The organism is Sandarakinorhabdus sp., from assembly GCF_040398645.1.
GTDB lineage: Bacteria > Pseudomonadota > Alphaproteobacteria > Sphingomonadales > Sphingomonadaceae > Sandarakinorhabdus.
Genome location: NZ_JBBATR010000035.1, coordinates 3,149 through 16,744, shown reverse-complemented (window position 1 = coordinate 16,744; position 13,596 = coordinate 3,149). Strand labels below are relative to the sequence as shown.

The 13,596-nt window shown below is 64.3% G+C and carries 14 protein-coding genes; 6 read left to right on the top strand and 8 right to left on the bottom strand.

All coding sequences use genetic code 11. The features are described from left to right. The 3 genes from ABWP50_RS09185 to ABWP50_RS09175 all read right to left on the bottom strand — a co-directional run. A partial coding sequence (locus ABWP50_RS09185) for a prolyl oligopeptidase family protein (protein ID WP_502951018.1) occupies nucleotides 1-929 on the bottom strand: 929 nt, incomplete at its 3' end. Nucleotides 930-1,085: 156 nt separating this feature from the next. Further along, a complete protein-coding gene (locus tag ABWP50_RS09180; RefSeq protein WP_353217696.1) occupies nucleotides 1,086-2,351 on the bottom strand; it encodes a hypothetical protein in 1,266 nt (421 codons plus the stop codon). Nucleotides 2,352-2,431: 80 nt separating this feature from the next. After that, a complete protein-coding gene (locus tag ABWP50_RS09175) occupies nucleotides 2,432-2,572 on the bottom strand; it encodes a hypothetical protein (RefSeq protein WP_353217695.1) in 141 nt (46 codons plus the stop codon). A 77-nt stretch (nucleotides 2,573-2,649) separates the two neighbouring features. Between ABWP50_RS09175 and ahcY the strand changes: the two genes are divergently transcribed. The 3 genes from ahcY to ABWP50_RS09160 all read left to right on the top strand — a co-directional run bounded on the left by ahcY (nucleotide 2,650) and on the right by ABWP50_RS09160 (nucleotide 8,318). After that, a complete protein-coding gene (ahcY, locus tag ABWP50_RS09170) occupies nucleotides 2,650-4,038 on the top strand; it encodes an adenosylhomocysteinase (protein WP_353217694.1) in 1,389 nt (462 codons plus the stop codon). Nucleotides 4,039-4,074: 36 nt separating this feature from the next. Further along, nucleotides 4,075-6,006 carry a TonB-dependent receptor domain-containing protein gene (locus ABWP50_RS09165; protein ID WP_353217693.1) on the top strand — a complete coding sequence of 644 codons (1,932 nt, stop codon included), beginning with the start codon at nucleotides 4,075-4,077 and terminating at the stop codon, nucleotides 6,004-6,006. Nucleotides 6,007-6,239: 233 nt separating this feature from the next. Beyond that, nucleotides 6,240-8,318 (top strand): TonB-dependent siderophore receptor, encoded by a 2,079-nt coding sequence (locus tag ABWP50_RS09160; protein ID WP_353217692.1) that lies wholly within the window; start codon nucleotides 6,240-6,242, stop codon nucleotides 8,316-8,318. A gap of 4 nt (nucleotides 8,319-8,322) precedes the next feature. Here the strand turns inward: ABWP50_RS09160 and ABWP50_RS09155 are convergent, their stop codons facing one another. Both ABWP50_RS09155 and ABWP50_RS09150 read right to left on the bottom strand, forming a co-directional pair. After that, nucleotides 8,323-8,706, bottom strand: coding sequence for a type II toxin-antitoxin system VapC family toxin (locus ABWP50_RS09155; RefSeq protein ID WP_353217691.1), 384 nt, complete (start codon nucleotides 8,704-8,706; stop codon nucleotides 8,323-8,325). After that, nucleotides 8,703-9,167 carry a hypothetical protein gene (locus ABWP50_RS09150; protein WP_353217690.1) on the bottom strand — a complete coding sequence of 155 codons (465 nt, stop codon included), beginning with the start codon at nucleotides 9,165-9,167 and terminating at the stop codon, nucleotides 8,703-8,705. Before ABWP50_RS09150 ends, ABWP50_RS09155 begins: the two co-directional genes overlap by 4 nt. An 89-nt stretch (nucleotides 9,168-9,256) precedes the next feature. Here ABWP50_RS09150 and tsaE point away from each other — a divergent pair, with 89 nt between their 5' ends. From tsaE to ABWP50_RS09135, 3 genes are read left to right on the top strand one after another with little or no spacing between them, the layout of a single operon-like run. Then, nucleotides 9,257-9,712, top strand: a complete 456-nt coding sequence (gene tsaE / locus ABWP50_RS09145) for a tRNA (adenosine(37)-N6)-threonylcarbamoyltransferase complex ATPase subunit type 1 TsaE (protein ID WP_353217689.1) — start codon at nucleotides 9,257-9,259, stop codon at nucleotides 9,710-9,712. Next, nucleotides 9,709-10,698: an aminoglycoside phosphotransferase family protein gene (locus ABWP50_RS09140; protein ID WP_353217688.1), complete on the top strand. Its 990-nt coding sequence runs from the start codon at nucleotides 9,709-9,711 to the stop codon at nucleotides 10,696-10,698. Before tsaE ends, ABWP50_RS09140 begins: the two co-directional genes overlap by 4 nt. Then, nucleotides 10,695-11,453 (top strand): nucleotidyltransferase family protein, encoded by a 759-nt coding sequence (locus tag ABWP50_RS09135; protein WP_353217687.1) that lies wholly within the window; start codon nucleotides 10,695-10,697, stop codon nucleotides 11,451-11,453. The genes ABWP50_RS09140 and ABWP50_RS09135 overlap by 4 nt, the downstream gene beginning before the upstream one ends. Nucleotides 11,454-11,558: 105 nt before the next feature. On the opposite strand, the gene ABWP50_RS09130 is transcribed toward ABWP50_RS09135, so the two are convergent. From ABWP50_RS09130 to ABWP50_RS09120, 3 genes are all read right to left on the bottom strand, one after another. Continuing rightward, a complete protein-coding gene (locus ABWP50_RS09130) occupies nucleotides 11,559-12,176 on the bottom strand; it encodes a YceI family protein (RefSeq protein WP_353217686.1) in 618 nt (205 codons plus the stop codon). A 9-nt stretch (nucleotides 12,177-12,185) separates the two neighbouring features. Then, complete coding sequence (locus ABWP50_RS09125; protein WP_353217685.1) at nucleotides 12,186-13,142, bottom strand: hypothetical protein; 957 nt, start codon at nucleotides 13,140-13,142, stop codon at nucleotides 12,186-12,188. Beyond that, nucleotides 13,106-13,596 (bottom strand): tetratricopeptide repeat protein (locus ABWP50_RS09120; RefSeq protein ID WP_502951017.1); only part of this gene is annotated, 491 nt, incomplete at its 5' end. The genes ABWP50_RS09125 and ABWP50_RS09120, both read right to left, overlap by 37 nt.

The window sequence follows — 13,596 nt, the reverse complement described above, 5'->3', positions numbered from 1 at the left end:
ATGCGGCCTTTGGGGGCGGCCTTGTTGGTGCGGAAATACAGCGTGTCGCCCTTCGATCCCGCCAGCGACCAATCAAAATCCAGCCCCGTCACCAGCGCGCGCGGCGTTTCGCCCTTGCCGATATCGGCCACCCGCACTTCATACCGGCTGTCGGTGCCTTCCGATGTGATGATCACCAGCCAGCGGCCATCGTCCGTCACCTGGCCGAAATGGCCGCGCTTGGGATGCTCCGGGGCTTCGAAGATCAGCTGGTCCGCTGTCTGCGGCGTGCCGAGCCTGTGGAAATACAGCTTCTGGTTGAGGCTGACGCCCAGATATTTCGGCCCGGCCTGTTCTGGAAAACGCGAGTAATAAAAGCCTGAACCATCCTTCTTCCAGGCAATGGCACTGGATTTCACCCACTCGATCACGTCGGGCAAATCCTGGCCCGTGGCGACATCGCGCAGTTTGAACGTGCGCCAATCGGTGCCGCCATCCTGCACGCCGTACACCAGCAGCTTGCCATCCTCCGAAGGCTGCCATTCGGCCAGCGCGGTGGCGCCATCCTTGGCCCAGGGGTTGGGATCGATCAGCACGCGCGGTTCAGCGCCCGGTGCCTGCACATACAGCACGGACTGGTTCTGCAGGCCCGAATTGCGCGCAAAGAACTGCACGCCGCCCTTCACGCGCGGAATGCCAAAGCGTTCATAATTATAGAGTTCGGTCAGCCGCTGGCGGATCATTTCGCGCTTCGGCAGTCCGGCCAGATAGGCCGTGGTCACCCCGTTCTGCGCTTCCACCCACTTCGCCACCCCGGCGTCGGTGCGCACATCGGCTTCCAGCCAGCGATACGGGTCGGGCGCGCTGATGCCGTGCCGCGCCTCCACCTCGGTGCCGCGCACGGTTTGCGGATAGGCGATCGGCGCAGCGGACACGGCAGCAGCGCTCATGAGCGCTGCAACGGCAAACAGGCTTTGCATTGGCAATCCTTTGATGAAACTTGCATGACCCGGTCTAGCGTCAGGTCGGTGCGATGGTCAAATTACTGCCTTGTTTTCCTGCACTAGCGCACGACCGCCTGGCCGGCCCAGTTCGGGCCTGCCGCCTCAGTTGCGCTGGGTCATCCGCCGCGTCAGCCGATCCAGCGCATCCGGCACGAATTGTTCGGCAAAGCCAGCCAGAAACGCCAGCACCAGCATCAGGTAAAAACTATGCGCATCGGCCAGTTCCATCGCGCTGGCCGATCGTGTCCCGAATGATGGCGTGCAGTCCGATTGCTCCTTGACGTTGGCCGGTTTCGTGCAATCCGCCGCGAAACTGGTTTTTGGTGCAAGACTGTTCAATTCCGCGCGCATCCGGGCGATATCGACTTCAAGCTTGAGGATGTCCGCGCGCTTTTGCACCAATTCAGGTGAGGGCGCGCTGCCCGCCGCCGCTTGGGCCGCCACTTCAGTCGCCCCATCAACCGCCGGCGCGGGCTTGGCCTGCTGGCTTTCGAGGGTTGCCAGTTCCGCTCTGGCACCAGCCAGCATGGTCTCGGCCATCACGGTGCTGGTTGAAAGCCCCGGCTGGTCGTTTTCGGTCGGAATCAGCGCGGCAAAGGCCGAACTGAGCACCAACCAATAGGTGATGATTGCAAACACGCCGCCGATCAGCACCGTGGAAAAGGCGGTGACGCGGTTGTTGGCGATGGTATTGAGCTCGGACAATCCATCACCAACCAGGGCGTTGTGATCCACGGCGGCGTGCAAGCGGCGAACATAAGAGACACAGGCGCCCATCATGCCGAGCGCGAACAGGATCGCGTAAAACGCCATCAGGGGCGGCCGGGCAGCCAGTGACACCCCCAGCATCAGCACCAGCATGATGCCCGCCAGCGTTATCCCGATGCTGAACATGGTCGTGCGCAGGCTGTTGGTGAAAAACTCCCGTTCCAGACTGACCAATTGGCTGTTCTGCACGGCGTCGATCAGCGCCAGCGCCTGCGACCGCAGAAACTCTGGTTGTTTCCACTGATCGTCAGTCCCGGCCGGCACCGACAGCGCATAATTGGCACGCGTTACCGCCGTCGCCACACGCTCGAAACGATCCCGCACCGACCAGAACCGCGCCAACACCGTCGCATCGTCGAAAAACGTCCAGAGTTCGGATTCGATACTGTACAGTTCACCCAGCACCCAGCCGTCTTTGTTCTGCAATTGCGCCTGCAACACGGCCAGCCTGGCTTGTATTTGCGAATCCTGCTTGCAAGGCTGCATCACATTGTCGAGCAGGGTTTGGCGATACAGCTCGGTGATGGCGGCTTTCGCCTGGCCAGCGCCGGACAATTTCTCGACAAACCAGCCAAACAGGTCGTTGATCCAAGCAAACATCGCAAATTCCCCCGGCCTGCCGCGCCATTGCAACTGGCCAAATATTCCGGCGGACAGAGCTTATAGTCAAGACGAGAATCTCAGCGGCGATCATGCACTTGGCAACGCTCGAAATTTCCGTGGTTTTTATTGCCGCGGCCATTCCCCCGCCAGCGCTTGATGCCTGGCCTTTTCTGCAGCGAGGTGTGCCGGCCACCGGCGCGCATCATGATATAAAGCATTCTTTATGCTTGCTCCAGCCGCTGGCTCTGCCTAGGGAATATCAACTTTGCTCACCCCTGTTTCAGGAGCCACACCCATGGCCGCCGATTACGCCATTGCCGATCTGTCGCTTGCCGGTTTCGGCCGCCGCGAAATCAATATCGCCGAAACCGAAATGCCCGGCCTGATGGCGCTGCGCAGCGAATTCGGCGTGTCAAAGCCGCTGACCGGCGCGCGCATCACCGGCAGCCTGCACATGACGATCCAGACGGCGGTGCTGATGGAAACGCTGGTCGCGCTTGGCGCTGAACTGCGCTGGGCCACCTGCAACATCTTCTCCACCCAGGATCATGCGGCAGCGGCCATGGCGGCGGCCGGCATCCCGATCTACGCTATCAAGGGCGAAAGCCTGGCCGATTATTGGGATTATGTCGGCCGCATCTTCGATTGGGGCGACGTGACGTCGAATATCATCCTCGACGATGGCGGCGATGCCACGATGTTTGCGCTGTGGGGCGCCCGCCTGGAGGCTGGCGAAACCATGGGCGAGCCGGAAAACGAGGAAGAGGTGGAGTTTCAGCGCGCGCTGAAGGCCTATATCAAGGCGCGGCCGGGCTATCTGACCGAGACGGTGAAAAACCTGAAGGGCGTTTCCGAAGAAACCACCACGGGCGTGCACCGCCTGTACGAACTGGCCAAGCAAGGCCGGCTGCCGTTCCCGGCGATCAACGTCAACGACAGCGTCACCAAATCCAAATTCGACAATCTTTATGGCTGCAAGGAATCGCTGGTCGATGCCATCCGCCGCGCCACCGATGTGATGCTGGCCGGCAAGGTCGCCTGCGTCGCCGGCTTTGGCGATGTCGGCAAGGGTTCGGCGCAAAGCCTGCGCAATGGCGGCGCCCGCGTTATGGTCACGGAAATCGACCCGATTTGCGCGTTGCAGGCCGCCATGGAGGGCTTTGAAGTCGTCACCATGGAAGACGCCGTCAAGCGCGCCGATATCTTCGTGACCGCCACCGGCAACATGGACGTGATCACCGCCGAACACATGATGGCGATGCGCCCCAACAGCATCGTGTGCAACATCGGGCATTTCGACAGCGAAATCCAGATTTCGGCGCTGTCCAACTACAAATGGACCGAAGTGAAGCCGGGCACCGACATCGTCGAGTTTCCAGATGGCAACCAGATCATCGTGCTGGCCAAGGGCCGCCTGGTGAACCTGGGCTGCGCCACCGGCCACCCCAGCTTCGTGATGTCCGCCAGCTTCACCAACCAGGTGCTGGCCCAGATCGAATTGTGGGGCAACGGCGCGCAATATCAGAACAAGGTCTATGTGCTGCCCAAGCATCTCGATGAAAAAGTCGCCCGCCTGCACCTCGAAAAACTGGGCGTGAAGCTCACCACCTTGTCGGAAAAGCAGGCCGCTTATATCGGTGTGGGCGATGCCGGCCCGTTCAAGCCGGATCATTATCGCTATTGAACTGATGGCGGCAACGCCGAAACCATCTGGAAACGCATGATCCGCGCGCTGACATTTGTTACGGCCAGCCTGATCGCTGTGGCCGCAAACGCCCAGGATGCACAGCTGGTCACGGCCGCTGGCAACCGCGCCGGTGAAAACGCCGTCCGCCAGGCCGGCGACGCATTCGGCACGGTGATCGGCCGCGAAGAAATTGGTCTGTACAGCGATAGTTATGTGCGCGGGTTTTCGCCGCGCGTGGCCGGCAATGTCCGTATCGCCGGGCTGTATTTCGATCCGGTGTTCTTCCCGTCTGATCGCATCAGCGGTTCCACCGTCATCCGCGTTGGCCCTACCGTGCTGGGATCGCCCTTCCCCAGCCCCACCGGCATCGTCGATCTCGGCCTGCGCGTGCCCGGCGACAAGGCCGGTGCCAGCGTGCTCGCCAATATCGATACCTGGGGCTCACGCATCATCGAAGCCGATGTGGCGCTACCCATCAGCGACGGCTTCAGCCTGGGTGTGGGCGGCCAGATCGCCCACGAGCATATGGGCGACGGCACCCGCGATTATTATTACGAAGCCGCGCTGATCGCGCGGCTGCGCCCGGCGCCGGGCATCGAGCTGGTGCCGTTCATCAGCCTGGCCTACACCCCGTTCCACGAAGCCGCGACCATCTATGTGCCCACCGGCGAAGCACTGCCGCCGCGGCTGCCGCGCAATTTCTGGAACGGCCCAAGCTGGCAGCGCACTCGCGAAACCGAGCTTAATGCCGGCGGCGTGCTGACCGCCGATCTGGGCCCGGGCTGGGCGCTGAAGGCCGGGCTGTTTCGGTCGTCGGTGGCCTATTTTGAAGATTTCACCAACCTGCTGACCGATGTGCAGCCCGATGGCAGCGGGCGGGCGCTGGTGATCATCGATCCGCCGCTGCTGTTTGCCTCCACCAGCGGCGAAGTGCGGCTGACGCGCAGCTGGACCAGCGGGGAACGCGCCCACCAGTTCCACCTGGCGGTGCGCGGCCGCGATGCCCGCCGCCGCTTTGGCGGTGCACAGCAAGTGGATCTCGGCCCAGCGACGCTGACCACGGCGCAGGGCGCGCCGCAGCCAGTGGCGGCCTTCACCGATCAGGAACGCGACCGGTTTCGGCAATGGACTCTGGCAGCAGGCTACGAAGGCCGCTGGGACGGGGTGGGCGAAATTTCACTGGGTGTGCAGCACAGCGATTACCGCAAGCGCATCGGCCTGCCCGGCGTGGCCCCGGTGGCAACCAGCACGCGGCCATTGCTGTTCAACGCCAATGCCGCCGTGGTGATCTCGCCCCGTCTGGCGGCGTACGGCGGATATGTTACCGGTCTTGAGGAATCGGGGGTCGCGCCCGAACAAGCCGCCAACCGCAATGAAGCCCTGCCGGCCATCCGCACCCGCCAATTCGATGCTGGCCTGCGCTGGAATGTGGCCGGCGATCTGCGGCTGGTGGTCGGCCTGTTCGACGTCAGCAAACCCTATTTCAATCTCGATGCAGCCCGCGTGTTCCGTCAACTCGGCGACGTTCGCAATCGCGGCCTCGAAGCCTCGTTCAGCGGCCCGGTCACCCCGCGCTTGACGGTGGTGGCCGGCGCTGTTCTGCTGTCGCCCCGCGTCACTGCCGACGTGCCGGGCGTTGGCCGCCGGCCGGTGGGCGCCGTGGCGCAAACCTACACCATCAGCGGCGATTGGCGGCCGCCATGGCTGCCGGGCGTGTCGTTGGACGCCAGCGTGAGCCATGAAAGCAGCACGACCGCGGCGGTATCCAACCTGGTCGCCATTCCAGCACAGACCTTCGTTGATATCGGCGGGCGCTACCGGTTCAAGCTGGCGGGATCGGCAGCGACGCTGCGGGTGCAGGTGGAAAATCTGCTTGATCAGCAGGGCTATGAACTGTTCGGCGCGGGCGCCTACCGCCCGGTGTGGGGCCGGGCTGCCAACGCCTATATCACTATCGATTTGTGAACAGCGGCCGGCGTCAACATCGCCTGTCCAATCTGGCGCTGGACTTGGCGGCGGGCGCTGGCCAGAGGCAGGCCATGACAGCGGCTAGCAATGTGAGCCCGTTTGTGGTCGCACCGGCGTTGGCGACGCCAGCCAATTCAAGCCCGACGATTATCGGCGCTTATCTGCAACCAGCTTCATGGAGTACACGTTGAATGAGGCTGGACCGGGCTGGGCCAGCCGGAAGGAAGATCATGCAAGCATGTTCAGGAGGATATCGCAGCGCCGGCCGTGCCGGATTGCTGTTATGGGCGTTGGTAGGCTGCGGCCTGCCGGCGCTGGCGTTGCCATCAATTGGCGGGCAGCAACCACTGCCAACCCCGAACGACGGCGAGCCACCGCCCGCCGATTTGCCGATTGGCGAAGAACCTGACGTCGCCGGGCCGATTGTTGCCGCGACCGGCAGCCGCGCTGCTGAAAATGCCGTGCGCCAGGTCGGCGATGCCTTTGGCAGCACCATTGGCCGCGAAGTGATCGGCATCTACAATCAGATGAACGTGCGCGGCTTTTCGCCGATCGCCGCCGGCAATGTGCGCATCGACGGCCTGTATTTCGATCCGGTGGTGCCGCCCAGCACGCGGATCAGCCGCACCACCACCATTCGTGTCGGCCTGTCGGCATTGGGCAGCCCGTTCCCGGCCCCCACCGGGCTGGTGGATTTCGGCTTCCGCCGGCCAGGCGATCAGGCCGCCGCCAGCGTGCTGGTTGCCGCCGATGAATGGGGCACCCTGAATGCCGAAGCCGATGGCGTGCTGCCGGTCAGCGACCAGCTCAGCTTCGGGTTTGGCGCATCGGTGCGCAAGGAAAGCGGCCTGGATGCGACGCGCGAAAACAGCTTTGGCGGCACACTGATTGCGCGCTGGAACCCGGCACCCGGCCTCACGCTGATCCCGTTTGCCAGTGTGCTTTATCAATCGCTGGACGATCACCGCCTCACCTTCCAGACGGCTGCCGAATTTCTGCCGCCGCTGCTGCCGCGCCGCCAGCGCTTTGGTCCGGATTGGGTGAACGGCAGCGGGCTTGATGCCAATATCGGCATGCTGGGCGATTGGCAGGTGGCCCAAGGCTGGCTGCTGCGCGCCGGCATCTTCCGCTCCTCCCGAAACCGCGAACGGCAGATGACCAATCTGGTGCGCGGCCTGCTGCCGGATCGCACCGGCACCCAGCGCGTCATCGTGGATCCGCGCCTGAATTTTGCGGCGGTCAGCGGCGAAGTGCGGCTGACACGGCAGATCGACGAAGGCCCGCGCCGGCACCAGATCCATCTGGCGGTTCGCGGCCGCAGTGGCGATCGGCGCTTTGGCGGGTCTGACATTCTCGAACTCGGCCCGGTGCAGATCGACACGCCAAGCCAGGTGCCGGAACCGGCCTTCCGTTTTGGCCAGCAGCAGTTGGACGACGTGAAGCAGATCACCGGCGGCATCGCCTACGAAGGCCGCTGGCTGGGTGTGGGCGAGGTCGCCGCCGGCCTGCAATGGAGCGATTACAAGAAGCGTATCGATCTGCCGAGTGCCAATGGATTGGGGGCGGGCATTCAGGCGACGGATGACCGCCTGCTGCTCTACAATATCAGCGTGGCGGCCAATATCACGCCGGCGCTGGTTGTTTATGCCGGCACGGTCAATGGCCTCGAAGAAAGCGGCGTCGCGCCCGGCAATGCCATCAACCGCAACGAGGCCCTGCCTGCCATCCGCACCCGCCAGTTTGATGCCGGCCTGCGCTGGGCGCTGACCGATCAGATCAAGCTGGTGGCCGGCGTGTTCGATATCACCAAGCCCTATTTCAACCTGGATGCGGCGGGCCGCTTCGACGTGCTGGGCGACGTGGTCAATCGCGGTGTCGAAGCCTCAATTGCCGGGCCGCTCACCAAATCGCTCAGCATCGTCGCCGGCGGCGTGTGGTTATGGCCGCGCGTTTCGGCGCCCGGTGCGCGGCCCGGCCTTGTCGGCGAACGGCCGGTGGCTGCCATCGGCCAGCGCGTGGAGTTCAGCGCCGATTGGCGCCCGCCGTTCGCGCCCGGCCTGTCGTTCGATAGCCGTATCGCGTATCGCAGCAGCGAAACCGCCACCGTCAGCAACAGCGTTGCCATCCCGGCGCGCACCATTGTCGATGTGGGCGGCCGTTATCGTTTCAATCTGGCCGGCAAGAATGCCCTGCTGCGCGTGCAGCTAAGCAACCTGTTTGATGTGGAGGGCTTTGATCTGCGCGGGGCCGGTGCTTACGGCCCGATCCCCGGCCGTTTGGCGCAAGCCTATATCACCGTCGATTTCTGATCTTTCACCTGATCAGCTGAACCTGCACCCCAATTTGGTCAGCGATCTCAGCCCACTTGCGATCTGCCGTCAGCACCTTGGCCTGCAATCGCGCCCCCAGCGCAAGGCAAAAGCAATCACCCGTCGAAAGGCCAGCGCTGCGGGTGGCAGCTCGCATCAGGCCGGCCGCCACCGCCAGTTCCCGATCCGCTGCCAGTGTTGGCGGCAATACCAAGCCAAGACTGGCAATAACATTCTCCTCCGCGAAGTCGCGCCTCAGCCGTTCGACCACCTCCGCCACATTGACAGCACAAATCACGGCGCTCTGCATGGCGTTAGCGACGCGTGTGTCGCCAGGCTCGCCGCGAACAAGTGCAAGCACCGCGGACGCATCGAAGACGACCGTCACGCATCGCCCCACATTGCGCGGCGTTCAGCCAGAAAATCCTCGACAGTGTCCAACTGACGGCCATTGTCCAGACGCCCCGCAGCCAGAATGGCCTTCGCTGCTGCAATCGGATCGCCAAAGCCACCTGCCTGGCTTGGGAATGATCCACCAGCGCCGGCGGGCGGCAACACCTGGCGATACACCGTGCCGCGACTGAACACCTTGCCGCCGAGCACCCGCTTGCCCTTCTTGAACGGACGAAGGCCGTGCGGGGCCAGGAAGCGCTTCACGACCCGACCGGCAGCCTTTTTCTCGTCATCACTCAACGCGCCGATGAGGGCTGCCACATCGGGATCAATGACCTCCACCGCCGGACGATCGGCATTTGCGGCCGCCACCATGCGCGTCAGCACTTCGGGCTGCTGCAGGATGCCGACAAGCAAATGGCCGCGACGGGATGCAGCAAACTGTTGTTCCGTCATATATATGGCTCCTTCTTTTCGGCTATGTTACCTTTGTGGTATCTATTTGGCCTCTTGTCAAGCATTGAAGGATCACCCATTCGACAGTGGTGAAACCTATTTTGCTGCCCACTTTGCAGGACTTGGCAACCCTTGGTGCCGCGCTCGCCGCCGTGTTGCGCCCCGGAGACATCATCGCGCTTTCCGGCGATCTGGGGGCGGGCAAATCCACGCTGGCCCGCGGGATCATCAAGGCGCTGGGCTGGGGCGGCGAGGTGCCCTCGCCCACCTTCACACTGGTGCAGCCCTATGATCCGCCTGATGTGCGGGTTCCGGTGTGGCACATTGATCTGTACCGGCTGGACAGCCCGGCGCAGGCTGATGCGCTCGGCCTGTTCGAAACCGATGCGGCGCTGATCATCGAATGGCCGGAACGATTGGGACACCGTTTGCCAGCCGATGCCCTCCAGCTGACACTTTGCGGCAGCGGCGACACACCGCGCCGCTTGACTTGGGACACGCCGCCGGCTTGGGAAGGCCGGTGGCCACCAACCTTGCATCCATGATCCCACCGCCCGGCACCGGGGCGTTTTTGAATGCCCATGGCTGGGGCGGCGCAGCGGTGCGACCGCTGGCCGGCGATGCCAGTTTCCGCCGCTATTTCCGGGTGGTGCTGGCTGATCGCACGGCGGTGCTGATGGATGCGCCGCCCGACAAGGAAGACAGCAGGCCGTTTCTGGCCATAGCCGGCCATCTGAACGGCCTGGGCTTTGCGGCGCCGCAGGCACTGGCAGCCGATCTCGATCAAGGCTTGATCTTGCTCGAAGATTTCGGCGACGCCCGTGTTGCGCCGGTGCTGGCCCATGACGCCAGCGGCGAGGCCGAAATTTACGCAGCCGCCGTTGATCTGCTCGCCGCGCTGCACCAGCATCCGCCCGGTGACACGGCGCCCTACACGCCGGCCGAATATCTGCGGGAGGCGCGGCTGTTTCCCGATTGGTATCTGCCTGCCGTTGGCCTCACCGAAGCGCCCGGCTACACCGAAGCCTGGGCACCGCTGTGGCCGGCGCTGTTCACCCATCCGCCGGTGCTGGTGCTGCGCGATTATCATGCCGACAATCTGATGCTGCTCGGCCGCCCCGGGCTGCAGCAGCTGGGCCTGCTCGATTTTCAGGACGCGCTGGCCGGCCACCCGGCCTATGATCTTGCCAGCCTGCTGCAGGATATCCGCCGCATCGTCTCGCCAGCCCTGGAGGCGGCGATGATCGCCCGCTATATCGCCGCGCGGCCCGGATTGGATGAAGCCGCCTTCCGCACCGCCTATGCCATTCTGGCTGCGCAGCGGAACATCAAGATATTGGGCGTGTTCACCCGGCTTTATGTTCGTGACGGCAAAGCGGCCTATCCGCGCTTTCATCCGCGCTTGTGGGAATTGGTAAGCGCCAATCTGGCGCATCCGGCGCTGGCACCGGTGCGTGCATGGTTTGATGCGCACGTCCCGGCCGAAGCACGGCGCGGCGTTGCAGTGGGCGTGGCAGTGCCGGCGCAATGACCATCAGCGCACCCCTCAGCCTGCGGCCCGGCATCGCCTGCGCCCTGCCGCAAACCGCCATGGTGCTGGCCGCCGGGCTGGGCAAGCGCATGCGCCCGCTGACGGCCACCCGCCCCAAGCCGCTTATCGATGTCGCTGGGCGCAGCTTGCTGGACCGAGCGCTGGACGGCGTAGCGGCTGCCGGCATCGAACACGCGGTGGTGAACGCCCATTATTTCGCCGATCAGATCGAAGCTGCGGTGAAATCGCGCCGCCAGCCAGCCCAGATCGACGTGTCCGACGAACGCGCGCTGCTGCTGGAAACCGGCGGCGGCATTGCCAAGGCGCTGCCGCTGATCCGCGGGGACAGTTTTTTCACCATCAATTCCGACAATATGTGGATCGACGGCGCCCAGGACACGCTGCGCCTGATCGCGGCGCGCTGGAACCCGGACGAGATGGACGCGCTGCTGCTGCTGGTGCCGCTGGCCCGCGCCAACGGCTACGAAGGACGCGGCGATTTTCACATGGACGGTTCGGGCTGCCTGACACCGCGCGGCAATCTGAAAATCGCGCCCTTTGTCTATTCGGGCCTGCAGATCATCTCGCGCCGCCTGTTTGATGGCGAGCCGGCCGAGCCGTTCACCATGTGGCGCGCCTGGCACAAGGCGCTGGCACAGGGCCGCATGTTCGGCCTGTCCCACGCCGGCCTGTGGTTCCACGTCGGCACCCCGGCCAGCATCGCCGAGACCGAGGCTTTGCTGCAGGACGTGTGAAAGCGCGGAACCTGCTCCACAATCCGTGCAGATTCGACACATCTGACGCATCTCGCGTGTATCGCCGCGCGGCTGCAACGGCCTGCGCCAGACGAACGCTCGCGATTACCGGGCCTTGCGCGGCGTTTCGAACGCTGCACTGATCCGCAATATGGTTTCATCGCCGATCACCGGCACATAATTCTTCACGCCCCAATCGGAGCGCTTGATCGTCGTGGTGGCATCAAAACCCAGGGTATAGGCCTTGTCGATCGGGTTGATGCCGGCACCATTGAAGCGGGCGACGAGGACAACCGGCCGGGTGACACCATGAAAGCTCAGATTGCCCGTGATATCGGCGGTATTCGGGCCCGTCGGCTTCACCGCGGTCGAAACAAAGCGGATCGTTGGAAACTGCGCCGCATCGAACCAGTCGGCACTCTTCAACTCACCGTCGAGAATGGTGTTGGTGGTCGATACCGAAGCGGTCGGAATGCTGATCTCGACCGTGCTGGCGGCAATATTTTTCGGATCGATGCGCAGGCTGCCGCTGGCGCCGGTGAAATCGCCATACCAGTTGGTGAACCCCATGTGCGACACGGTGAACTGCACCCTGGTATGCGACGGCTCGACAGCAAAGCTGCCGGCGGTGACCGCTGCCGGATCAGGGTTTGCCGGCCCGGCGGCGATGGCGCTGGTTGCGCGGAGCAGGAGGGCAATGGCAATCGGTGCAAAGCGTGACATGGTTCACCTTCAACGCGGCAGAATTGCCGATAGCATCGCGGCCGAATATAATGACCGATCCTGTGCAGCGACCATCGCCTCGCTATCCTTGTCGAACCGCCGCGTCCAGCGACCGAGCGCTGCGCTGGCGGCTGCAGGGTCGGTTATCGCCAACAGCTGGGTCTGCCGCAATTCAGCGTCGCGCTTCGCCAACCGGCGGTCGATTCCAGAAACGCCGACATAGCGTTCATCCAGCCGGCCCAGCGCCGACCGCGCCGCCGCCATCAGCATATGCGCCGCCGGCTGGTCGGCCGCCGCCAGAAGCTGCTGCGCCGCCAAAACCGCTGCCTTGGCATCCGCCGCTTCACGCGTTGCCGTCCGCGCCGCATCGCCCCCGCATCGCCCCCCGATTGCCGCCACATAGGCTGCGATGCCGTCCAGCACGGCGGCAGGCGGCTCCAGCCCGTCAAACTCCTCGACGATCTGGCCGTGGATGAAGCGGCGCAGATCGGGCTTTGCCGGATTGCGATCAACCGTGGCCGGGGCGGTGACAAGATCGGGGATCGGCCTTGGATTGAACAGGCCGTCGCCGCGTTTGCTGCTGAACAGCGAGCTGGTGACATCGGCGGTGCCCGGCGCGCCCGATACGCCGGGAAACACAAAGTGCGGATTGCCCCGGCCAGCGCGGTGGCAGGAGGCGCAGGATATACCGGCCCGCGCCGCCTGCCCGCCGAGCAGCAGCGGCGAGCGAAACACCGCGCGGCCAATGGCGATCTTTTCCCGGTGGGCGACATCGACTGGAACCACCAGGCATTCGGCCGGCTCGGTGGTCAACGCCCGTAACACCTCTGCGCGCGGCAGGCCGGGGTCGATCCAGCGCATTTCGCGCAAGGGCGGCGGTGCCAGGCTGGCGGCCGCGGCGATACCGGCCGCCAGCGCCGAAACCAGCGTTACGACGCGTGCGGTGAGTGTCCGACGCTGATCCAAGCGCGCAGCTCCTCCGCTTCGGTGCAGCCAAAACGGCACTGCGCGTCAAGCCGGGCCAGCATCCGCCGCGCACCCGCCATGTCGCGGCGCTCGACCATCAATTCGCCGAAATATTCAGTGGCGCCGCGGTGGCCGGGCGCCGCGGCCAGTGCGGCCCGGTAATAGCCCTCGGCAATCTCGAAGCGGCCCAGCTTGCGGTTGGCAAAGCCCAGATAGGTCAGGATATCGGGATGGGCACCAAAGGCCCGCTGTGCCGAATACAGCGCTGCGATCGCCTGTTCATAATTGCGATCGTTGATCAATGCGACGGCGGCCAGATATTCGCTGTCGCCAAAGCCGCTGGACGCAAACAACAGTGCGCCAGCGTCCGCCCCGGCTGTCGGCGCCGCCGCTGCGGCCGGCACCCCGGCGAGCGCTGCGGCCACGGCCTCATCGGCCTCCTTCAGGGCGGCTG